The sequence below is a fragment of the Spirochaeta cellobiosiphila DSM 17781 genome, from assembly GCF_000426705.1.
Lineage (GTDB): Bacteria > Spirochaetota > Spirochaetia > DSM-17781 > DSM-17781 > Spirochaeta_E > Spirochaeta_E cellobiosiphila.
The window spans coordinates 331677-352462 of record NZ_KE384556.1 but is presented as its reverse complement, the minus strand read 5'-3'; the positions used below and the strand labels follow the sequence as shown (position 1 = coordinate 352462).

The 20786-nt window shown below is 39.0% G+C and carries 20 protein-coding genes; 15 read left to right on the top strand and 5 right to left on the bottom strand.

The annotated features are described in order from the left end of the window. Positions 1 to 60: 60 nt before the first annotated feature. The 10 genes from K345_RS23375 to K345_RS22475 all read left to right on the top strand — a co-directional run bounded on the left by K345_RS23375 (position 61) and on the right by K345_RS22475 (position 9927). A complete protein-coding gene (locus tag K345_RS23375; protein WP_037572495.1) occupies positions 61 to 543 on the top strand; it encodes a hypothetical protein in 483 nt (160 codons plus the stop codon). Further along, entirely contained in the window at positions 540 to 1085 is a 546-nt protein-coding gene (locus K345_RS21230; protein WP_053228333.1) for a permease, read from the top strand. Before K345_RS23375 ends, K345_RS21230 begins: the two co-directional genes overlap by 4 nt. Before the next feature lie 170 nt (positions 1086 to 1255). Then, positions 1256 to 2173 carry an ion transporter gene (locus tag K345_RS21225; RefSeq protein WP_053228332.1) on the top strand — a complete coding sequence of 306 codons (918 nt, stop codon included), beginning with the start codon at positions 1256 to 1258 and terminating at the stop codon, positions 2171 to 2173. Then, complete coding sequence (locus K345_RS0114240; protein WP_028974737.1) at positions 2170 to 2787, top strand: DUF4178 domain-containing protein; 618 nt, start codon at positions 2170 to 2172, stop codon at positions 2785 to 2787. Before K345_RS21225 ends, K345_RS0114240 begins: the two co-directional genes overlap by 4 nt. Continuing rightward, positions 2780 to 3625 carry a DUF350 domain-containing protein gene (locus K345_RS0114235; protein ID WP_037572493.1) on the top strand — a complete coding sequence of 282 codons (846 nt, stop codon included), beginning with the start codon at positions 2780 to 2782 and terminating at the stop codon, positions 3623 to 3625. The genes K345_RS0114240 and K345_RS0114235 overlap by 8 nt, the downstream gene beginning before the upstream one ends. A 9-nt stretch (positions 3626 to 3634) precedes the next feature. Then, a complete protein-coding gene (locus tag K345_RS0114230; RefSeq protein WP_028974735.1) occupies positions 3635 to 4192 on the top strand; it encodes a hypothetical protein in 558 nt (185 codons plus the stop codon). Further along, complete coding sequence (locus tag K345_RS21220) at positions 4185 to 4421, top strand: hypothetical protein (protein WP_037572490.1); 237 nt, start codon at positions 4185 to 4187, stop codon at positions 4419 to 4421. The genes K345_RS0114230 and K345_RS21220 overlap by 8 nt, the downstream gene beginning before the upstream one ends. Before the next feature lie 36 nt (positions 4422 to 4457). After that, on the top strand, positions 4458 to 5981 hold the full coding sequence (locus K345_RS0114220; RefSeq protein ID WP_028974734.1) for a polyamine aminopropyltransferase: 1524 nt from the start codon (positions 4458 to 4460) through the stop codon (positions 5979 to 5981). A gap of 18 nt (positions 5982 to 5999) precedes the next feature. Continuing rightward, positions 6000 to 6347 carry an adenosylmethionine decarboxylase gene (speD, locus tag K345_RS21215; RefSeq protein ID WP_037572651.1) on the top strand — a complete coding sequence of 116 codons (348 nt, stop codon included), beginning with the start codon at positions 6000 to 6002 and terminating at the stop codon, positions 6345 to 6347. Positions 6348 to 6360: 13 nt separating this feature from the next. Next, a complete protein-coding gene (locus K345_RS22475; protein WP_053228331.1) occupies positions 6361 to 9927 on the top strand; it encodes an ankyrin repeat domain-containing protein in 3567 nt (1188 codons plus the stop codon). Here the strand turns inward: K345_RS22475 and K345_RS0114205 are convergent. From K345_RS0114205 to K345_RS0114185, 5 genes are all read right to left on the bottom strand, one after another. Next, entirely contained in the window at positions 9917 to 10264 is a 348-nt protein-coding gene (locus tag K345_RS0114205) for a hypothetical protein (protein ID WP_028974733.1), read from the bottom strand. The two genes, K345_RS22475 and K345_RS0114205, sit on opposite strands and share 11 nt — an antisense overlap. A 161-nt stretch (positions 10265 to 10425) precedes the next feature. Then, a complete protein-coding gene (locus tag K345_RS0114200) occupies positions 10426 to 11163 on the bottom strand; it encodes an SDR family oxidoreductase (protein ID WP_028974732.1) in 738 nt (245 codons plus the stop codon). A 1-nt stretch (position 11164) separates the two neighbouring features. Next, positions 11165 to 11770, bottom strand: a complete 606-nt coding sequence (locus tag K345_RS0114195; protein ID WP_028974731.1) for a TetR/AcrR family transcriptional regulator — start codon at positions 11768 to 11770, stop codon at positions 11165 to 11167. Positions 11771 to 11915: 145 nt separating this feature from the next. Beyond that, complete coding sequence (locus K345_RS0114190; RefSeq protein WP_028974730.1) at positions 11916 to 12527, bottom strand: FKBP-type peptidyl-prolyl cis-trans isomerase; 612 nt, start codon at positions 12525 to 12527, stop codon at positions 11916 to 11918. Between the two features lie 138 nt (positions 12528 to 12665). Next, entirely contained in the window at positions 12666 to 14810 is a 2145-nt protein-coding gene (locus K345_RS0114185) for a methyl-accepting chemotaxis protein (protein WP_028974729.1), read from the bottom strand. 90 nt (positions 14811 to 14900) lie between these two features. Here K345_RS0114185 and K345_RS0114180 point away from each other — a divergent pair, with 90 nt between their 5' ends. The 5 genes from K345_RS0114180 (at position 14901) to fliS (ending at position 20778) form a co-directional block, all read left to right on the top strand. Continuing rightward, positions 14901 to 16118 carry an arginine deiminase gene (locus K345_RS0114180; protein WP_028974728.1) on the top strand — a complete coding sequence of 406 codons (1218 nt, stop codon included), beginning with the start codon at positions 14901 to 14903 and terminating at the stop codon, positions 16116 to 16118. 52 nt (positions 16119 to 16170) lie between these two features. After that, the gene (locus tag K345_RS0114175) at positions 16171 to 17661 is read left to right on the top strand and encodes an HDOD domain-containing protein (RefSeq protein WP_028974727.1); all 1491 of its coding nucleotides are present in this window, start codon (positions 16171 to 16173) and stop codon (positions 17659 to 17661) included. A gap of 54 nt (positions 17662 to 17715) precedes the next feature. Continuing rightward, positions 17716 to 17955: a zinc ribbon domain-containing protein gene (locus tag K345_RS23165; protein ID WP_156888415.1), complete on the top strand. Its 240-nt coding sequence runs from the start codon at positions 17716 to 17718 to the stop codon at positions 17953 to 17955. A gap of 18 nt (positions 17956 to 17973) precedes the next feature. Then, a complete protein-coding gene (locus K345_RS0114165) occupies positions 17974 to 20247 on the top strand; it encodes a polysaccharide deacetylase family protein (RefSeq protein ID WP_053228330.1) in 2274 nt (757 codons plus the stop codon). Between the two features lie 108 nt (positions 20248 to 20355). Continuing rightward, the gene (fliS, locus tag K345_RS0114160; protein WP_028974725.1) at positions 20356 to 20778 is read left to right on the top strand and encodes a flagellar export chaperone FliS; all 423 of its coding nucleotides are present in this window, start codon (positions 20356 to 20358) and stop codon (positions 20776 to 20778) included. Positions 20779 to 20786: the final 8 nt, after the last annotated feature.

Here is a 20786-nt window from a genome sequence, read left to right as displayed (position 1 = left end):
CCATTAAGCCCTTTTGTCTATATTGATTATTTTTAATATATATAATAAGTCTTATATATTATGAATATATCAACCATCCTCTTATATGCTTTGGCGTTCATTCTTCTCGTCCTTAGCTTTGTCAAAGATAGAGGTAAAACCTATAAGGGCTTAAAGAAAGGAGGCAAAGCTTTCCTGAAAATCCTTCCTTTAGTGGTTCCCCTCTTTTTAATTGTTGGAGTTCTTCTTACTTATATTACCCCAACCATGATTCAATCTGTCATGGGTAAAGAATCAGGAATTACGGGAATTCTCATCGCTTTAGTGATGGGAAGTGTGGCCTTTATGCCCCCCTTTGTGACCTATCCCTTAGGAGCAGAACTCATAGATCAAGGGGCTGGTTTATCTCAAGTGGCTGCTTTAGTGACAGCGCTAATGGGAGTTGGAGTCGTGTATATGCAGGCAGAAACCAAGTTTTTCGGCCTAGCTTCCACCTTAAGACGTAATGCTTTGGCCTTATTTGCAGCTGTTATCGTCGCAGGAGTTGTTGGAGTGATTCTATGAGATTACGAAAACCTAATAACATGATGATAGCCGCTATCATTTTAATGATAGGAACCTTTCTGTATTCGAGGGAAGATGCTTTTCATGCGGCAGGGCAAGGGGTGTTTCAATTCTGGGAAATGCTGAAAGTTTTACCTCCCATCTTTATTCTCATTGGTTTATTAGATGTTTGGGTTCCCAGGGAAACGATGATCAAAATCATGGGCAAAGAATCGGGTCTACTTGGTATTAGTATAGCTTTTCTTTTTGGTACCTTCTCCGCAGGTCCTTTAGTCGCCGCTTTTCCTGTAGCGGCATTAATGCTCAATAAAGGAGCACGTTACAGCAATGTCATATTCTTTTTGACCATTTGGGCTAGTGCAAAATTACCTATCTTGGTGTTTCAGTCGTCTACTATGGGCTTAGGTTTTACAGTGGTGACTAATATTACACTTATCATTGTGTATCTAATTGGGTCCTACCTATTGGAAAAATCCCTATCTACTAATCAGTTAGAGGATATTTATAATAGAGCCGAACACGATCCTCTTCCCAAAATGTAAAGATATGATTCTTTTTGTATCCTTAATGTAATGACTTTGTTTGTTTAATTAGTATAGGCATGTTGAGAAGGCGGGACCTCAGTGTATCTGTGAACACTAGTCCCGTCCTCTCCTTTCCTTGAACCAAATCAAAAAAATGCTTAGACCCTCTGTAATAGGTATTGTACTTAGTGTTTAATATTTCACTAGGAAAAATTGCATTTCTTAGTTATGATGACGATATTGTGACGTTTATCGTACTAAGAAAAAAACTATTTAATATAATTGAACCTGCAGGTAATAAGTTTGAAACTCCAAGTCTGGTGTTTGATAAAACCGTCATTATTCTGATATCTATTAATATAATATCCATTATATTGGAGTCTTTTCCTCAGGTAAATGAACAGTATGAATCGTTATTTCGACTCATCGAGATCATATCAATAAGCTTTTTTACTATTGAATATTTACTCCGTTTATTGACCTCAGATCTGAAGTATCCAGCCTCATCACGTCTAAGAAGCTTATTGTATTATGTACTGACCCCTATGGCTCTGATAGATTTGTTTGCTATCATTCCTTTTTATATTCCTTTCTTGTTCACTATTGATCTGCGTTTTATTAGGGTGCTCAGATTAACTAGATTACTTAGAATTCTTAAGATTAATCGTTATTCCAATTCACTACAGTTATTGGGTCGTGTTTTAAATAGGGCCAAAGAAAAGCTAATCGTCACCATGTTTGTGACCTTTATTCTGATGCTTTTTGCCTCTACGGCTATGTTCTACCTGGAAACGGACAAACAGCCTGAAGCTTTTCCCAATATCATAGCTTCCTTCTGGTGGGCTATCGCGACTCTGACAACTGTTGGCTATGGAGATGTTTATCCGATTACTTTGTGGGGAAAGATACTGGCCGGTATTGTGGCCCTCCTTGGTGTTGGCCTAGTCGCATTGCCGACTGGTATTATAAGTAGTGGATTTATCGAAGAATATGAATCGACATTACATATCAGTAAATCAATAAAAAAAGCTCGTAACGGGGGTAATTCAAATAAGTCAAAAGTCCAGCGTTTGCTAAGGACGAAAAGGAGAAAATCAAACAGATGAAGTTCTTAATATTATTATTGATTCTAGGTATAGGATTGTATCTAGTTTTTAAGAAAAAAGATAAGTCATCTTTGAAGGCTAGGAAGAAAGATCTTAGTCTGCCCAATGTCGGTGTTGGCGGTGTGGTTAGCTTAATGAATGTCGGTTGGGACAAGGCTTCCTTTGATATGAGTATCGAAGCCAAACATACTTACCAGTCTGGAGGATACTATTGGTATGAACTAGAGGGTAATGATGGGAGAGGCAAGGTTTGGCTTGAATATGAAGAGGATGATGAACTCATAGTGACTCTCACTTTGGATAAATTAAATGCTAATCAAGTACCAGTTACTTGGGACGATGTAAAAGCTATGAAGAAAAAAGGAAAAGGCTCCCTTACCTATGATGGACGCAAGTACTACTTTGAAGAAGCGGGTAAGGCCAATTTCTATCGCAATGGAGATAAAAATCAACCAGAGACCTATCAATATGTTGATTTTGAATCGGAAGATCAAATGTATAATTTTAGCATAGAGAAGTGGGAATCCGGTGGTATTGAGGCTTATGTCAGTCAGTATCTGAATCCATCCCAAATTAATATTTTCAGTAATGAAGGAGACACGGATAATGAATGAGTTATTGTATGAAATAGCCTATGGCGGGTCGCTTGTTATTTTATTTGTTGCCTTATTGGTGATAGCCAAATTCATCAATGATGTATTAACCCCTTATTCCCTTGATGAGGAGCTAACTTCAAAGGATAATCCTGCTGTAGCTGTAAGTGTGGCCGGTTATCTTTTGGGAGTATTGATCATTTATATTGGTGCTCTTATGGGGCCTTCTTTAGGTTTATGGCAGGATGTAAAAGTGGTAGGTGGATACTCTGCTTTTGGTATTATTCTCTTAAACTTGTCCCGTATCATTAATGATAAACTTGTATTGTATAAGTTCTCTAACCGTAAAGAAATCATTGAAGATCGTAATGTGGGGACTGGTGCCGTTCAGTTTGGTTCTTATGTTGCTTCTGCCTTGATAATTGCTGGATCAATACAAGGGGAAGGGGGCGGTCTGTTATCAGTGATTGTGTTCTACCTTCTTGGACAATTCGTATTGATTCTGGCAGGTTTCGTATATAATTTTATTACTTCCTATGATGTTCACGTTGAGATTGAACGGGATAATGTAGCCGCAGGTATGTCCTTCGGTGGCTCTTTAATTGCTATCGGTGTTATTCTTCTTGGGGCTACTTCAGGCAACTTTATATCCTGGGTTATTAACATCAGGGATTTCTTTATTACCAGTGTGTTTATTTTTATTCTTTTGCCATTGATTCGATGGTTCTTTGATAGGGTGATCATTCCTAAAAGTACTTTACATGAAGAGATCCAAAGGGATCAAAACGTTGGTGCCGGTTTTCTTGAAGGGGTAATCACTATTGCCATCGCTGTTGTTATTATGTTGAACTTAAAATAGGAGGTCATGATGAAAAAACAGGAAATATATATTTTAGGTTGTGTTCTTACATCTGTGATCTTTTTTGTTTTGTCCCTTTTTATTAATAATTCCGGTAAGACTATCCAGGATGTGACCCTTTCCAGTGAGGGGGGACTTATTTCTTCCTTTGAGATATCTCGTAAGAATCAAGTTATTAGTGTAAAGGTATCCCAGAATCTGGATCAAGCTGGTGGTCAAAACACAGTGTTAGTGGATCTTCTTGATAAGAATTCCAATGTCCTGTTAAGTGTGTCCAAAGATTTGTATTATGAAACGGGATATGACTCAGAAGGGGCCTGGACTGACTCTGATACTATGTTGAATACAAAGTTTACCATACCAGAACCAGGTCAGTATGGTTTTCGGATTAATACCAATCATAATGATCTAGCCCAACAGGATATCGAGGTTAAGGTTATAGCTTATTGGGCTTCTACCCTTCCCTTTACTTTAGCAGGTTGGTTGTTCGCTATCCTTGCTTTGGGCTCTATTATTTGGGTCAATCGAAGATCAATTAAAGATTCTACAGGAGATAATAATGAATGATAAGCCAGGTTTAACAGTGATCATCGTTGTGGTTGTTATTGTTATTGTATTGTTTTTTATGAGTTTTAGAGGCTGGGGATATGCTGGTTATGGCGGTTATCATCATGGCCCTTCTATATTTTATTCCGGTGGTTCTCGTCACTACTATAATGGTTCTTCCCGTTCTTTTAGATCCGGGAGTGTTGGTGGCTCTAGTAGCTATGGAGGAGGACCCGGTTATGGTAAATAACAGTCTGTATATTATGGATCCCAGGAGTGTTCTTGGGTGAAGGGGAATAAGGATTCTGTTGTTCTTATAAGCTCTGTCTTTTTGGCAGGGCTTTGTTCTATTATATATGAATTGCTAATCAGTACGGCATCCTCTTATTTTCTTGGTGACAGTATACGCCAGTTCTCTATTACAATTGGTTTGTATATGGCCGCTATGGGAGGAGGCTCTTATCTGTCCCGTAAGATAAAAGATAATTTGATGGGACATTTTATTCAGATTGAGATCATTCTGGGGCTTCTTGGGGGATTGAGTATACCTATCCTGTATTTGGCTTATGGATATACACAGAGCTATGAATTGATCATGGCTATTGTCATTATACTCATTGGTGTGCTCATTGGGTTGGAGATTCCCCTTCTGACAAGAATTATGGAGCATTATTACTCCTTGAAAGTGAATATCTCTAATGTTTTATCTGTCGACTATGTGGGGTCCTTGTTAGCCACTTTGTTGTTTCCCTTTGTCCTTCTTCCTCTGCTGGGGACTTTTCGGAGTTCATTGTTCTTTGGCCTTGTGAATATGGCTATTGGTTTTATCAACTTGTGGTGTTTTAAGGATCGTTTATCCAGAGGGCTGCGTTTAAGGCTTATTCTGGCCAATATCGTGGCTACTTTATGTCTCCTCCTTGTGTTTGTGTTCTCCTGGTCCCTGATTACTACCTGGAGCAATTCTTTGTATCGTGATCCTATTGTTCTATCTAAGGAGACAAAATACCAAAGCGTGATTATGACAAGGAAAAAAGATGACTTGAGGATGTTCATTAATGGGAATCTTCAGTTCTCAACTGTCGATGAATACCGTTATCATGAGGCTTTGATTCATATACCCATGGGCCTGTTGGATCATCCCCGTAAAGTTCTAATCTTGGGAGGGGGCGATGGTTTAGCCGTTAGGGAAATCTTGAAATACCCCAGTGTTGATCATATTGATTTGGTAGATATTGATCCAGAAATTGTTAGGTTGGCTCGATCCTATCCTTATCTTAGGGCAGCCAATGAGGATAGCTTATCCAATCCGATTGTTCATGTTCATAATGTGGATGCCTTTATTTTTGCCAAGGATCATGGGGAGCATCAATATGATTTGATCATCTCCGATTTGCCTGATCCGAATAATGTGTCCCTCGGGCGTATGTATAGCCGGGAATTCTATAGAATATTGCATAATAGTCTAGCTATGTATGGGGTTCTTGTGGTTCAGTCTACCAGCCCTTATCATGCGAGGAAAACTTTTTGGACCATTCATAATAGTATACAGGCTGGTGGATTTGCTAATGTAGATTCCTATCATTGTTATGTTCCTTCTTTTGGGGATTGGGGTTTTAACATGGCTTATAATGGTCCTTCACGGATTCATGACATTGAATTGAAGGTTCCTACCAAATATTTGAATGATGGTGTTGTTGCCCAGGTCTTCCAATTTGGCTCGGACAGGAACAATATTTATGATACTATATCGACTCTGGATGATCCTAAGGTTGTTCACAGTTATCATAAGGAATGGTTGAATTGGAACTAATCCTAAGGAGATAATATTATGCTACTGGGACAACAGTTTGTAGTTGATCTCTACGATTGTAATCCTGATATAATATCCCATGTGGATGGGGTTAGGTCTGCGTTGCTAAAGGCTGCTGAATTGAGTGGCGCCCATATTGTGGATAATGTTTTTCATCAATTTAGTCCTTATGGGGTGAGTGGGGTCGTGGTTATAGCAGAAAGTCATTTGGCTATTCATACCTGGCCGGAACATTCTTATTGTGCTGTGGATTATTTTACCTGTAGTAAGGATATTGATTGGCAAAGGGCATTTGAAAGTTTAAAGGAAGACTTTGAGTCTAGCAGTTATGATGTCAAAGAGATCAAAAGAGAAATACATAATTAAAAAGGAGAAAGGCATGCAGAAGGCGAGTATGGGGATACTATGTTTGTTATGGTTCAGTTTGGTTCCTGCTATGGCCCAGACAACTTTAACAGCGGATATAACTCAAAAAATATCCCAATCTGTATATGAGGTGGTAATTGCTGACGCTCCTGACGATCCTTTGGAATATGAAAAAGAACTGCCATGGGATCAGGTCCCCTATCAGGTTCGCAATGATCCTTACCAATCTATTGGAACAGCCTTTGCCGTGGGGCCTAATTTATTTTTATCCGCAGCCCATGTCTTTACTTTAGAACAGCATACTCAACAGGGGGAGTTCTCTCTTCGTGATTCTGATGGCACCACTTATCCTGTTGATCAGGTGCTTAAATATGATAACAATAAAGATTTCATTTTATTCACAACTAAGAATATGAATAATGAAGTCTATCTCGATATTTCTGATGATTTAGAACTTAATCAAGGGGTATATGCTGTAGGTAACGCCTATGGAGAAGGGGTTATTATCCGTAATGGCCTGCTTACCTCTTTGACTCCTGAAGCTGAAAAAGGGGCATGGAAATGGCTACGCTTTTCTGCTCCTGCTTCTCCAGGCAATAGTGGTGGCCCCCTTCTCAATAGTGAAGGGAAGGTTATTGGTATTGTCCGGGCCAAAAACGAAAATGAGAACTTAAATTATGGTTTGTCTATCTCTGATGTGGGTGAGCTAAAAGCCGGTAAAGGAACTCTTCATCTAAATTGGCGCTATGTTTTACCTAATATTAATCATAAATATCACAATATATTCGAGTATGATTTTGACTTGCCTCAAAGCTATCAGAATCTGCAGAAGGAATTACCCGTCTATTATGACAGTTCCTTAAAAGAGAGTCTTGATGCTCTACTGGAAGAATACAAGAAGGAATTATTCCCGAATGATTCTGGTTCCAAAGATATGTTGCGTAAAACCTATGCTTCTATGTTTCCTTGCCTAATTCATGAGAAGGATGATTCTACATGGGGTTTAGCCGCTCCTAGCGACATAGAAACCTTTGAGTTATCCCAGGGGGGATATATGAAGGCAGGCTCCTTGGCTAAGGATACTTATTGGCAGATAGAGCTTCCTCGCAATGATCATAGTTGGGAGTACTTTGATGATCCTGAACGGCTTATTGACCTTTATCTGGAAGGTGACAAGATAACACGTAATATAGGTTCTTCTGAGATTAGAATCACTAGCTTTGGTAAACCCAGTAAGACTGAGTGGATTACTGATCAGTGGGACAGACGGTGGTTAATGGTTATTAATGATCTTCCTTTTGCGGATTATCAAAGTATAATCACCGCCTTGCCTACTCCTTCGGGAATGATCGGTTTGACCATATTGGTACCAACGAATGCCTCTTATTCTATTCAGTTAGACATAAAAACAATGATCAACTACATCTATTTATCTTTTAATGCAACCTATGATCAGTGGAAGTATTATTTGGATCATAAAGAGAATTTGTCTGATTTATTTGTCCAGACCAGATTTGAATATGATGCTAAAGGGGAATTTCTTTTTGAGTCGGATGAAGTTGCTATGTCCTATGATGAAGATTTGGTTCCCATCAGTGATGATTCCAAATTGTTCGCTGTAACTGGTTTTTACCCCATAGGATCTAAGGTTCGCTGGGATTATTCAAGATTATTTTTCTATGAAAATGAAACGAGTGCTAATTACTTTGGATTAGAGAAAGTCTATCCTCCTATTGGAGCTCTGGATAAGGACCAAATTGAATTGTGGCAGAAGTTAACAGAGGAACAATATCCTTACAATAAGGATCCCTATTTATCCAAGGGGAATACCTTTATTCATGGTACAAGGCCTGTTGTTGAGGAACAGGATGAACCTAGTGCTGTCTGGGAATACTATTTGTCCCAACAGGGTAATAAGAATAAGAAATACATGGCTACCCAATTAACGAAACTTGAATTGGGATTTAAGCTAAAGGATAGAGAGCTTCCTTTGGAGTTGAATAGCAAAGGTCTGGCCTTGATCGAAGGATTGACAATATTTGATTCCATCCGCTCTGGTAATAAGCAGGTCTTTGACGAGTTTATCAATCGTCGTGTAGATATGGAAGCACGGGACGATGATTTTTCTACTCCTCTTGTTTTGGCTATTAAAGAGGAGCAGTGGGAAATGGCTCAGGTTTTACTGGATTATAATGTGTCTTTAGATGAAGTGGATAAAGAAGGGCGTTCTGCTTTGTTTTATTCTCTCTACAAAGGACAGAATACGATGGCTACTCAGATGATAGATAGGGGGGCTCCGGTTAATCTTTCTCCTGGCGTTAGTTACAGTCTCCTTATGGCGGCTATTGATCATAGTTCAGAAGCAATCGTCCTTGATCTATTGGAAAAGGGGAGTAGTGTAAACGGTCTGACTACAGGGGGATGGACTGTGCTTCATGCCGCATTACGTCAAGATAAGGAGAAAGTTTCTCTTAAGCTTATCCCCCTTATGGATGACATAAATGCTCCTGATAGTAAAGGTTGGACTCCCTTACTATTGGCTGCCAGATATGGTTCTATGGATATAAACAAAGCTCTTGTAGAGGCTGGTGCAGATCCTCACACACAAATCAAACAATCAGGAGCCGGGGCTTTAACATTAAGTCTTCTCAATGGCGATTATCCTGATGTTCCCAATTACTATATAAGCTTGGGACTAGATGTTGATCAAGAACAACCTAATGGCTGGACTCCCTTGATGACGAGTATTCGTTATGGCAATGAGGAGCAAATTAAACAAATCCTTGAAAGTGCAACAACTGTAGATAATGGCTCGGATCCCCAATGGACTCCTGTTATGTTAGCTATTCGTTATGGTACGCCTGAACTTGTTTTGGATATGATAGAGAAGGGCTACTCTAGTAAAACTCCTTCTTCAGCTGATTCTTCAGCGCTTATATTAGCAAGCCGTTATTCCTCTCTTGAGGTCGTTCGAAAACTTGTTAGTCAAGAAGCTTCACTGGAAGATACCTCCCCTGACGGTTATACTCCTTTAATGATGGCTCTTCGCTATGGTAAAAAGGATATTGCTTCTTATCTTATAGATGCTGGTTCTTCGGTAAATGTTGATAATGAACAGGGCTGGAGCCCCTTACGTTTAGCTCTTCGCTATGACGAAGAGGAAACGATACAGAAGCTAATCCGCAGAGGGGCAAAAATTGATCAGGGTCAGAATAAAGAAGGGTGGACAGATCTTCATTTAGCTGTCAGATATGATTCGGCCCGAGTCGCCCGTTTATTAATGTCACAAGATGTTCGTATTAATTACCGTAATGCTCAAGGATATACTGCTCTTCATCTGGCTGTGAGTTACAATCCTAATATTGTTATGTATCTCATAGATAAAGGGGCAGGTGTTAACCTTTTAGATAATCAGGGGAATACACCCCTCCATCGAGCTGTGATTGCAGGTAATACCAAGGTTGTTCAATTACTATTGGAATATGGTGCTGATAAAAATATTTCTAATAAGGAAGGTTTACTCCCCGGAGATCTTGTTCCAGATTCTAATGAAGCTTTACAGTCCTTATTTAAAGGTTAGACCACAGTACATGAGACATTATGGGGCTGGCTATGATGAAAAACATGGGTAAGCATAGTTTGCATCGCTCATAATTAGCACGCGTACGGGATATTCTGGTGAATACTTTTTTGAATCGGGAAGGCAGCCTATAAATGATACCGGATGCTTTAACGATGATGAGAGCCGTAATAAAGAGAGCATAGCAATGCAGTATCGTACCTATTATAGAGGGTATTGCTGATGCCATCGGATTGATAAGACTGTGATCAATTAAAGTCTCTCCTCCCACAAAAGCCGCAAGGGCTGACATTGTTATTAGTGCTAATTTTAGGGTTTTTATTATTGCTCCCTTCATGGTTGGATTTACCTCTTTTTTAATGTTTATATATTTATATAATGTTGGGCTTGGTTAAATTTATTACTTTCTTTTATAAATATGTACCAAATATAATGGGAATGACCATCAAAAGTTTTAAAATGATAGAGAAGGCTCCCCTCAGGGAGCCTATCGACTATTTAGATGATTCCGCCATTTGTATAGATGACTTGCCCGTTTATCCAGCGACAGGGTCCTGCCAGGAAAGCTATGACTTCAGCTATATCTTCAGGAGTTCCAAGACGCTCTAAAGGAGCTGCTTTTGAAAGCTTTTCTATAGTGGCTTCGTCTTTTCCTTTTAAGAAAAAGTCTGTAGCTGTTGGTCCTGGAGCCACACAATTTACAGTAATATCCCTACCTCTTAATTCCTTTGCCAGAATAGGAACCATGGCTTCTACAGCAGCCTTGGAGGCTGCATAACCTGCGTATTGAGGGAAGGCTAATTTCTTTACAGAAGTGGTTAGATTAATGATGGCTCCCCCTTTCCTCACGTGATTAGTTGCTAAATGGTTAACAATAAAGCTTCCCCTGATATTGGTTCTGTGCATAGCATCAAGGGCTTCCCAATCGATATTAGCAATAGGAGCTAAACGCATGATACCCGCAGAATTGATGACTACATCAATTCCACCTAGTTGTTTCTTTGTATTTGCAAAGACTTGAGTCATTTGATCTTCGTCTGCTACATCTGCTTTAAAAGTAATGACAGAGGCTCCTTGATTAATAAGCTCTTTTTGAACCACCTGCGCGGCTTTGTCATCCCTGTTATAAACCAGGGATAGCTTATACCCCTGCTCAGCTAAGAGGCTTGCTGTCCCATAACCTATTCCTCTAGTTCCTCCAGTGATTAGGGCTGTTCTCTCTATTCTATTGGACATATTATTCTCCTTTGGGTTGGTTCAGTCCCTGGAGTAATACACTAAGTAGTTGCTTTAACTGTGGTAAACGATCTTCCTCTTTATGTTCAACCACCAATCGGGGATGGTGAAAACTTATAGTCCCACTCATCAATATTTGAGCGCTTTGTTCCACACTAAATAAGGTGTAGAGGTTTTGGGCCTGGCATCTTTCCAGGACACTAATCAATTGTTGATCCAATTCTTTTAGGTGGGCTTTGATAAAAGGTTTTTTTTGTTCCACAGTCATATTGAAGGTTTTATAAATCTCTGGATCCTTCTTTACCTTCTCAAGTTTAAGTGTATGGTAGGTCTCGAACCATTGTTGGAGGCATTCACCAGGATCATTGGTTTGTCGGCTAACCATTTCCAGTTTATCATCAAGTTCCCTTAAAAGCTTCATGGATATCAAATCCAGCAAGTCTTCCTTGTTCTTTACATGCTTATAGAGGGCGGCATGAGATACTCCTAACTCTTTGGCCAAAAGGGTTAGTTTTAAATGGCTAAATCCATCCTCTCTGATTTTTTGCTCTGCTAGCATGATGATTTTTTCGAGCAATTGATCAGAAGGTAATCCTGTTCGTGGCAATATTGTCTCCTTAAGTTATAAAATAGATAATATGTAACTTTGCTTGAGTCAAGGATAAAGTTATAAAGATGTAGATATGTAACCAAAAAAAAGACGGAACCTAACGTTCCGTCTCACATAATTTATTAAAATATCTGGATAGGAACTAAGCACTAGCTCCGCAATCACAGTTACCACCACAAGAGCAGGATTCTGCTTCAGCGTTGTCATGACCTCCGCATCCGCAAGATTCTCCTTCACCATGGGAATCTCCGCTTCCACATCCGCAGCTTCCGCCACCACTTCCACAGCCACAACCTCCTGACTTACGAGCGTACCATTCTTCAGGAGTTGCATCTCTTACTTCTACGACTTCTACATCAAAATCAAGATCTTGTCCGGCCCAAGGATGGTTTCCGTCAAGAAGAACTGTCTCTTCCTTGATTTCTTTTATGGTCATTACTCTTCGACCTGTTTTGTGTTGAACTTCTAAAGGTCGACCCAGTTCAATCATACTGGGATCTTCAAATAGATTTTTGGCTACAGTCAAAGTTTTATCAGGATCCCATGCTCCAAATGCATCGGTTTGGGACAAATGAAATTGAAATCTTTGACCTTCTTCTTTGCCTAACAGAGCCCTTTCCAACCCTGGCATTAACGATTCTCTGCCATAAATAAAGCTTAAGGGTCCATTCATCTCTGAGGAATCAAGAACCTCTCCTTCTCCGTTTTTGACTTCATAATGTATTTCTACGAATAGATCAGCATTGATCTTCATACGGTTACTCCTTCACTTCCACAAGGGATGTTATTATGATGATAATAGTCAAGAATGCAATGGTCAAGTAGACACATCCTAATTATCGACGTACTTTTGTTCTATGACAATAGGCCTTTCTTGTTTTAACAGCAGAAATTACTGCATTATACCATTGTCCGGTTCAATATCAGGGGATTCTTCGAGAAGTTTTTCCTCAGTCTTGAATTGTCCTACCTGGTTTTGAAGAGTATCTGCTGTCGTCTGCAAATTATGAGATAAGGTGTTTAGATGACTAACACCGCTACTTATTTCCTCTGCTCCCATGTTGATCTCTTCCATGGCGTTGTTCACTTCTCTTGATATTCTGTTGATATCCTGCATGGATAGTCCTATTTGGTTTGTGTCTCCTGTGATAATTTTTATTGTGTCTGTGACTGTAGAACTTACCTGGGATAGTACGTCCATAGCCTTCAAGATTTCCATCCCTCCAGTATTTAGTTCTTCTGTAGCTGATGTAATCTCAGCTAATGCTTTATCCACTCCCTGAACCTCTGCCTGAATATCTTCAAAGGCCTGTTTTGTTGTTTCACTGGAATCCACAGCTTTGACGATCTTAGTAGCAATTTCTTTTAGTTCCTTGGATATACTTTTGGCATTAGAACCTGAGTTTTCTGCCAGCTTTCGTATTTCATCCGCCACAACAGCAAAGCCTTTTCCCGCATCACCAGCATGAGCTGCTTCTATGGCAGCATTCATGGCTAATAAGTTTGTTTGTGTTGCTATACTATTGATGAGACCTACCATGTCAGATATGGAGCCTAAATTTTGATGGATCTCATGAACCATAGCAATCATTTCTATTAGCTTCTCACCGCCTGATATGGTTGTGTTTGTCAGCTTTTTCGTGGCCTCTTTCTTACTAGAGGTAATTTTGGCAACATTTTGCAGACTACTTACCATTTCATTGATAGAGGCACTAGCTTGTTCGGTAGAGGCTGTTTGATTATCTATTTCACCACTAAGACTAGTCGTCTCTCCTTGGATTTTTCTTGATTTATCAGCTGTTGTTTCGATGTGTTCATTAAGGATCCCAATCTGGTTCCTTATGGATTTGATGTTACTATTAATTTGTTTAATAGTGGCAGCTGTCTCCTCAGAACTACTGGTAAGACTATCTTTGATAGTTCCCGTCTCGAAAGATGATCCTTTAATTTTGCCAATGATGTTTCCCAAGGTTTCTAAAAAGGAATTAAAGCCCTCTGCCAGATCTCCTAATTCATCTTGATTATTGTGCTCAATCCTGTAGGTTAAGTCTCCTTCTCCCTTCGATATTTCCCATACTTTAATCCGTATCGATTTGAGAGGTTTAAGGACTCCTTGGTGAATCACAAACCAGGTGGTAATGGCTAAAGCTAATAATCCTATGATTGTCGCAATTAACTGATTAATTAGGTTGTCATAAATAGGTCTATAATAGGGAGCCAAGTCAACAGAGATGGCATAATAATATCCTCCTCCCTGTCTAAAACTTAAGAACTTCTGTGTTCCCTGGAATGTGTAGTAAAATTCATCTTGTGATTTACCGAGCATTCTTTTTAACCCATATTGTTCTACGTTTGAACCTTTCATGGATTCATCAGGATGGAGCACAAAATTCCCATTGGTATCAACAATAAAGGCATAGCCTTCGTAGTCGTCCACTTTCAGGTTTTTAATAAGGGTTTCTCTATTCGTTGCATTTGTTAAGGTCTCCAATATATCGGGATATATGGTTATGACCAGTATTCCTCCCTGTTCAGGAATGGACTGTACAAATTCCTTCTTTGTTCCATCATCTTCAAAAAGATCTGTTGCCAACGTGTAATCATCATTCTTTAAGCCAAAACGATACTCTTTTCTAACAGGATCATCATCAATTGTTCTTCCGATCATATCTGGCTTGGAAGAATATTGGATGATGCCCTTCTCATTAATGTAACTGAGTGCCTCAATATTCAAGTATTTGACCTGTTCCTCTACCCATTGTTGATTGATTTTCGCTGAGGACAATTCATGACTAACAAGATAATTAAGTAAGTTAAGATAACTTCTGTTTTGAATTTTCTGAGTAAATTCATTCTGTTTACTTACCGAAATAGCTCTGTTATAAAAATCAAAAAGCACGTCGTTAACTTTCTCTTCCATGTTCACTCGTGTTATTTTCTGTTGGCTATAAAAGTTTAATCCAAATATAGTTACGAATGTAATTAGCAGAAATAGAATGATAGGTAGCATTATTTTCTGTTGAATTGAAAGTTTCATAAAATCTCCTAGACTCTATAATACCGACCTTCCAATAATGGACGCAAGTGAGGGGATGAGCAAATATTAGAAATGTGCTATGTTATGTGAATGTCAATAGTAAATCTTAAAATAGAATCTGAGATAGGGGCCCTCAAAACAGTTCTTCTTCATCGACCTGGTCATGAACTGGAGAATCTAACACCACAATATCTAACAGAAATGCTTTTTGATGATATTCCTTATTTAACACGAATGAGGGAAGAGCATGATTTATTTGCTCAAACCTTGAGGGATCAAGGTTGCAATGTCCTGTATTATCAGGATTTGATCGGCGATGTTATCGGAAAGGATGATGTAAGACATTTAGTGATAGAGCATGTCCTTAAGGAAGAGGGCATCCATTATGCTGGCCTACGGAAAGAAATTCAGGAGGAGATGGAACATTTAACCCCTTCTGAACTTGTTGATGTCCTTATCGGGGGCCTCTCAAAACAGCAAATCCATCATAAACGTCAAGAAAAACGCCTTAGCTTTTATATAAAAGAGAATTATCCTTTTTATATTAATCCCCTACCCAACTTATATTTCACCCGAGATCCAGGGGTTGTTATAGGCTCTCAAGTCTCTATTAGTTCCATGAAAACTCCCGCTAGACGTCGAGAGAGTTTTTTACTGGATATGATTATGAATTATCATGATTCTTTTAGCTTACCTAAAGAGAATATTATCCAGAATTGTCATGATAGTATTGAAGGAGGAGATATTCTTGTTCTTAATAAAAATACCCTCGCCATTGGTTGTAGTGATCGAACAACGCCCGAAGCTATAGAAAGGTTAAGTGAAAATTTGTTTAATAGTAACAGCTCTATCAGACAGATCCTAGTTATTCAAATACCCTTTGCCCGAGCGTACATGCATTTGGACACAGTGTTTACCATGGTAGACTATGACAAATTCACCATATTTCCGGGGGTTGAGAAATTATTACATCTATTTCTATTAACTCCAGGCCATAGTTCATTAAATATTACTCCCTTAAACAACTTGAAAGATGCCCTCAAAAAGGTTCTGTCTATTAGTAGTGTTGAGTTTATATTTTCCGGTGGTGGTGATCTAATATCGGCCGCACGTGAACAATGGAATGATAGTACCAATACCTTGGCCATCGCTCCGGGGAAAGTCGTTACCTATAATAGGAATGTCATGAGTAATGATACATTACGTAAGGCTGGCGTTGAAGTTGTTGAAATAGAAGGTTCCGAGCTTGTTCGTGGTCGTGGTGGTCCCCGTTGTATGAGTATGCCCTTACTTCGGGATTCCCTCTAATTTATTGACTCTTTTATTTGTGTTTTATTAGCTGACAAACCATAATTAATTTATGGAATATACAGCTATTAATTTGCAAAAGAACAATGGAGTTCTCCCTTCTATAGAGGATACTCAGACTTTTGTGTGTTGGATTCCCTATGCGAATAGAACTTCAGATCTTTTTTTATCTGTCAATCTTCAAGCTTATCTGGAGGAGATCGGTCGTTCCGGACTGCATAGCCATTTAGAATATGCTTTGAATGAGCTGGTAATGAATGCTAGTAAAGCCAACACAAAGCGTTTATTTTTTAAATCTAATGAACTGGATATCCATAACCCGGACCATTATGCAAAGGGCATGAGAAGTTTTAAGTCTAAAGTATTCGATCATTTTGAAGATTATGAAGAGATGCATGTTAAAGAAGGTCTTTATATCAAGGTCGATATGGCTGTTCAAGATGGTTTCCTTAGTATAGATGTGGAAAATAACAGTCCCTTCACACCGGAAGAAATCGCCCGTATTGGTGATAGAGTTAAGATGGCTCGCAAATTTAGCGATCTAACAGAAGTTCTTGCCTTTGGCTTTGATGAGGAAGAGGGGGCTGGATATGGCTTAATTATGATCATTCTAATGTTGAGAAAGATAAATCTGGATGAGAAGTCATTACTCTTTCATAAGGATGATCATATAAGTAGGGTTTCATTGCGTATTCCCTTAAACTTAATAGAAGAAGAACATTCTGCTATCATTGCTGAGAAGATAGCCCAAGAGCTTAAACAAATGCCTTCCATTCCAGAAAATGTTCTTCATCTTCAGAATGAACTTAATAATCCCCATTGTAACTTTGAGTCTATAGCAAAAACAATGTCAGCTGATCCTTCTTTTTCTGCTGAAGTTATTAGAATAGCCAATTCACCCATTTATAAAGTGCCTAATAAGATAGACACTGTTGCTGCAGCTGTTCGTTTAGTGGGCATGTTGGGGGTTAAAGCTATCTTATATAATTATGGCGCCAATAAAATCTTTGAGATGAAATATGACAAAAAAATCATTCAAAGCCTAAATGACCATTCCTATGATGTTGCTCTTATTGCGTCTTACCTGGGCAAGTATAAAGGATTATCCAGTCTGGTTCAGGACATTTATGTTGGGGCCTTACTTCATGATATGGGTCGAATTGTTATTAGTGCTCTTCAAAGTGACCTCTCTATGAAGTTACAGCAACTATGTGCAGATAAACATATTCCCATTGCTATTTTAGAGGATTTGACTGCTGGGTATAATCATGCTGTTGTGGGGAGTGAACTTGCCAAGAAGTGGCAGTTCCCAGAGAAATACATAAATGCCATTCACTATCATCATATACCTACAGAAGTTAGTGATGAATTCAAGGTTCTCACTTATACGGTCTACCTTGGTAATGAAATATATTATTACATACAAGGGGAACGTGATCTGTTCGATATTAACTACCAGGTTCTAGAGTTTTTTGGAATGCAATCGGAAGATGCCTTTTTAGAGTTTGTTGATGATGTTAAGTCAAAAGGGTATGGGGTTTAATTTTCGTTTATAATTGTTGCAAAAAAAAATGGTTTGATTTAGATTTTTATCAAGATGGAAAGGGTAAGATTTTGTAAACATTGTCGTCATCTCCTCAAAGAAGGGTTTTTGTATTGTCCTTACTGCGGTCAAGAATGGAAGGATGATTCCACTATGGAAGAGATAGTCGACAAAGGTTTCGAGCCGTTAGAGCATAGGGAGATCAATAGTACTCTTAATACATTGGAACAATTATCCAACAAGCTTGATATAATTGATTCAGAACTGGAACTTTTCTTAAGTCATAGCGTCTAAGGTTCCGACAATAGGAACATGAAGAGGCGACTTGTACTTCCACTTATTTTATTTTTACTGACAGATTTATTGTTTGGCCAAATTCATTTTGATCAAATACAAGCCTTAAAAGGAGATAGAGCAATATTTACTGCCGTAACTCCTTCTCCTGGTAATGGAGATTATAAGACTTTGTTTTATGCCAATCTAGCAGATAAGACGATGGAACAGCTAACCTTTTTTCCTGAGAAGGTTTTTTACCTTCCCCAATCAGGTCAAATTCAGTTCCATAATCGTTTTGGTGTGTTCAGAAGTGACAAGACTCTCAATGATATTGCACGGGTAGATAATTTTCCTTCCTTTGTTAGTGGAAATGGCCTCAGTTCAGGTAAGATATTACCATTGGAAGCCTCTCGGGATGGACGTTTCATTGTTTATCTGGAAAAGAAAAACGCAGTTACAGCTAATCTTTATTTATTTGATGTCCAGACAAGTAAAATATCGGAAGTTTCCACAGATCTTCAGCTATCCCTTGATCAGTTACCAGCCATGTGGTCTCCCGATTCTCAGTATTTTGTCTATGAAAAGAATCAGTCTATCTATTATTATTCTATTCAGCAGATGCTGGATAACCGTATACCCACAGAAAGCTTTCGGAGGTTGGGAGCGGGAACTCTTGCCAATGTTGCCTGGTCGCCTCGTAGTGAATTATTCTACGTATCAGGACGTTTAGTTTATCGCATATTAACAGGTGAGTTTTTTACCCGAGCCCTTTATGGGGGGCAGTTTCGTACAGGAACCATTATGGGGAAGATTCCCGATGATTTTGAACCACAGTTTGATCGGTTTTGGATATCTCCCACAGGCGAACAGATTCTACTATCACGATCTGGTCAAAGAATGTACCTTTATAATCTAGTAAATAATGATTTCTTCAAAGTTGATGAAGCTCCTTCCTTGCCTTACCTTCTCCTACCCCGAGACGGTATTGCCCAATCCGTTTTATGGACCTATGACAATCAAATCCTGATTCTTGTTGGAACCTTATCAAAGGATGGGCATCGTATGGTATATCGTTTAAAGCAAGATGGATCTCCTCGATTTGTTTTAGCGGATAAAGAAGAGGTTCGCGATTTATATTTATCCCCGGATGAGCAAAATGTACTTGTCTTACGTAAAGGCAAGAGTGAGATACGAAATGTTAAGACTTGGAGTAAGTTAACCGAAGTAGCAGCAGATAGACCCTTATGGGGATATTGGTTAGATGATGCCAAAGTCATTATCTCTGGTTATTCCAAAACCCAAACGTGGTCTATCAATACAGGTGTTACCTCTTTAGTTTGTTTCTCCCAGCCTGGTACGATTGGAGAGGATTCTCAGAGCTCTTTACCAGGTCAAGTGGTTAACAATAATAAATGGTTATGGTCTCCTGATAAAAAAATATGGGAACAAAAGGATAGCATAACCTTTAGCGACCCCACTGTGGTAAGTGAAAATTATCGTGTTTATCTGAAAATGATATCAGGATATGCCTTTGAGAACGTTGTTATGATGCGTAATTTGGCAGGGGTTAACACGATCCCCTTGTTTTCTTTTTCTCCACAGGAATATGAAGAATTCCCTTCCCAGGAAGAACCTGTTGATTTTGTTCGTTTTACCCATGGATCCCGTATTCGGAGGAGGGAGGTGGCTTTAGTATTTAATGCACTTGATAATGCGGAAGGAGTAAGCACCGTTTTACATGTATTAAAGACCTATGGTATCAAGGCTACTTTTTTTATTAACGGTGATTTCATACGGCAGAATCCAGGTGCGACAAAGGAGATAGCCAAAGCTGGACATGAGACAGCCAATCTCTTCTATGTCAATTATGCCATGGGTGACCCTCGTTATAAGTTGGGCAAAGATTTTCTAAAGCAAGGATTAGCCCGTAACGAAGACGATTACTATAATGCCACGGGTCAAGAATTATCTCTTCTCTGGCATGCTCCTGATTATTATTTCAATTCCGAGATTGAAGAGATTACTGAAGAATTGAACTATATCTATGTTGATAAAGATGTGGATCCTTTAGATTGGGTATCCCTGGAAGACCAGGGACGATACGGGAACCCTTATCTGTCTTCACGAGAGATAGTCCAGAAAATTTTAGATGAGAAAAAGCCAGGTTCTGTGATACCTATTAGATTAGGGAAGCTGGAAGGTAGACGTGATGACTACCTCTTTCAGAATCTGGATTTATTAATAGATGGTTTAATTGAAGTTGGTTATGATATCGTTTCTGTTTCAGATTTGTTAGAACATAGCCGTTAGTATTGAAGCTGTGTCACAAAATCCTGTAGAACATGGTTAAGGGTTTGTGAAAAAATGTCGACAATGTAAGGTGTGTCGACCTCTCGAAAGTAAAGAAAGGAGTCAGTAATGCGAAATAATGCATTGAATGCCTATAAGCAGACTAAAGTTAAAACAGCCGGTCAGGGAAAGCTGATTGTTATGCTCTATGACGAAGCTATCCGACAAATGGATAAAGCTGTAGAGCTTCTTGAATCAGAGTCAAAGTCCTTTGATAAGGTTAATGCTGCCATTATAAAGGCTCAGGATGTTTTTACCGAGTTAATGGTTGGTCTGGATTTTGAGAAAGGCGGTGATATTGCTAACAATTTACTGAACTTGTATATGTTCTTTAACCAGGAATTGGTATCTGCCAATATAGAGAAGAATTCAGGAAAAATAAAACATATTTGTAAAATGGCCACAGATCTGCGAAGTGCCTGGGATCAAATATCAAATACGGCTGTATCAGAAGATTCGCGTACCACTAGTGGTGTCAATATCGCTGGTTAAGGAGTTTC

Coding starts and splice junctions, on each gene's coding strand:
- K345_RS23375 (WP_037572495.1), top strand. CDS start 61: ATGAATATATCAACCATCCTCTTATATGCTTTGGCGTTCATTCTTCTC.
- K345_RS21230 (WP_053228333.1), top strand. CDS start 540: ATGAGATTACGAAAACCTAATAACATGATGATAGCCGCTATCATTTTA.
- speD (WP_037572651.1), top strand. CDS start 6,000: ATGCTACTGGGACAACAGTTTGTAGTTGATCTCTACGATTGTAATCCT.
- K345_RS0114235 (WP_037572493.1), top strand. CDS start 2,780: ATGAATGAGTTATTGTATGAAATAGCCTATGGCGGGTCGCTTGTTATT.
- K345_RS0114240 (WP_028974737.1), top strand. CDS start 2,170: ATGAAGTTCTTAATATTATTATTGATTCTAGGTATAGGATTGTATCTA.
- K345_RS23165 (WP_156888415.1), top strand. CDS start 17,716: ATGGAAAGGGTAAGATTTTGTAAACATTGTCGTCATCTCCTCAAAGAA.
- K345_RS0114230 (WP_028974735.1), top strand. CDS start 3,635: ATGAAAAAACAGGAAATATATATTTTAGGTTGTGTTCTTACATCTGTG.
- K345_RS0114205 (WP_028974733.1), bottom strand. CDS start 10,264: ATGAAGGGAGCAATAATAAAAACCCTAAAATTAGCACTAATAACAATG.
- K345_RS0114180 (WP_028974728.1), top strand. CDS start 14,901: ATGTCAATAGTAAATCTTAAAATAGAATCTGAGATAGGGGCCCTCAAA.
- K345_RS22475 (WP_053228331.1), top strand. CDS start 6,361: ATGCAGAAGGCGAGTATGGGGATACTATGTTTGTTATGGTTCAGTTTG.
- K345_RS0114175 (WP_028974727.1), top strand. CDS start 16,171: ATGGAATATACAGCTATTAATTTGCAAAAGAACAATGGAGTTCTCCCT.
- K345_RS0114185 (WP_028974729.1), bottom strand. CDS start 14,810: ATGAAACTTTCAATTCAACAGAAAATAATGCTACCTATCATTCTATTT.
- K345_RS0114200 (WP_028974732.1), bottom strand. CDS start 11,163: ATGTCCAATAGAATAGAGAGAACAGCCCTAATCACTGGAGGAACTAGA.
- K345_RS21220 (WP_037572490.1), top strand. CDS start 4,185: ATGAATGATAAGCCAGGTTTAACAGTGATCATCGTTGTGGTTGTTATT.
- K345_RS0114190 (WP_028974730.1), bottom strand. CDS start 12,527: ATGAAGATCAATGCTGATCTATTCGTAGAAATACATTATGAAGTCAAA.
- K345_RS0114165 (WP_053228330.1), top strand. CDS start 17,974: ATGAAGAGGCGACTTGTACTTCCACTTATTTTATTTTTACTGACAGAT.
- fliS (WP_028974725.1), top strand. CDS start 20,356: ATGCGAAATAATGCATTGAATGCCTATAAGCAGACTAAAGTTAAAACA.